Source organism: Pseudomonas sp. AC463 (assembly GCF_979253585.1).
This window is the reverse complement of sequence record NZ_CEEDDZ010001225.1, coordinates 1-232: the sequence shown is the minus strand read 5'-3', so window position 1 is coordinate 232 and position 232 is coordinate 1. Positions and strand designations below refer to the sequence as shown.

Sequence of the window (232 nt, the reverse complement as noted above, 5' to 3'; positions counted from 1 at the left end):
CAAGAACGGAATTTCGGCCCGCCTCACCTACAACTGGCGCGACAAGTTCCTGTCGGAAACCGGCCGCGGCGGCACCACCGATCGCAATCCGGTGTTCTTCGCGCCGTACACCACGGTGGATCTGAACGTCAGTTGGGACATCAGCCAGAAGATCGCGATCTCGCTGGAGGGGATCAATCTCACCAGCGAGTCCGTGCGCAGCTACGGCCGCTCGAAGAACCAGACGTTCTTC

At 60.8% G+C, this 232-nt stretch carries 1 protein-coding gene; it reads left to right on the top strand.

Features of this window, described 5'->3' with window-relative positions:
• The coding region (locus tag AC0IYH_RS34210; protein ID WP_471838947.1) for a hypothetical protein at positions 1 to 232 on the top strand (232 nt) is incomplete at both ends.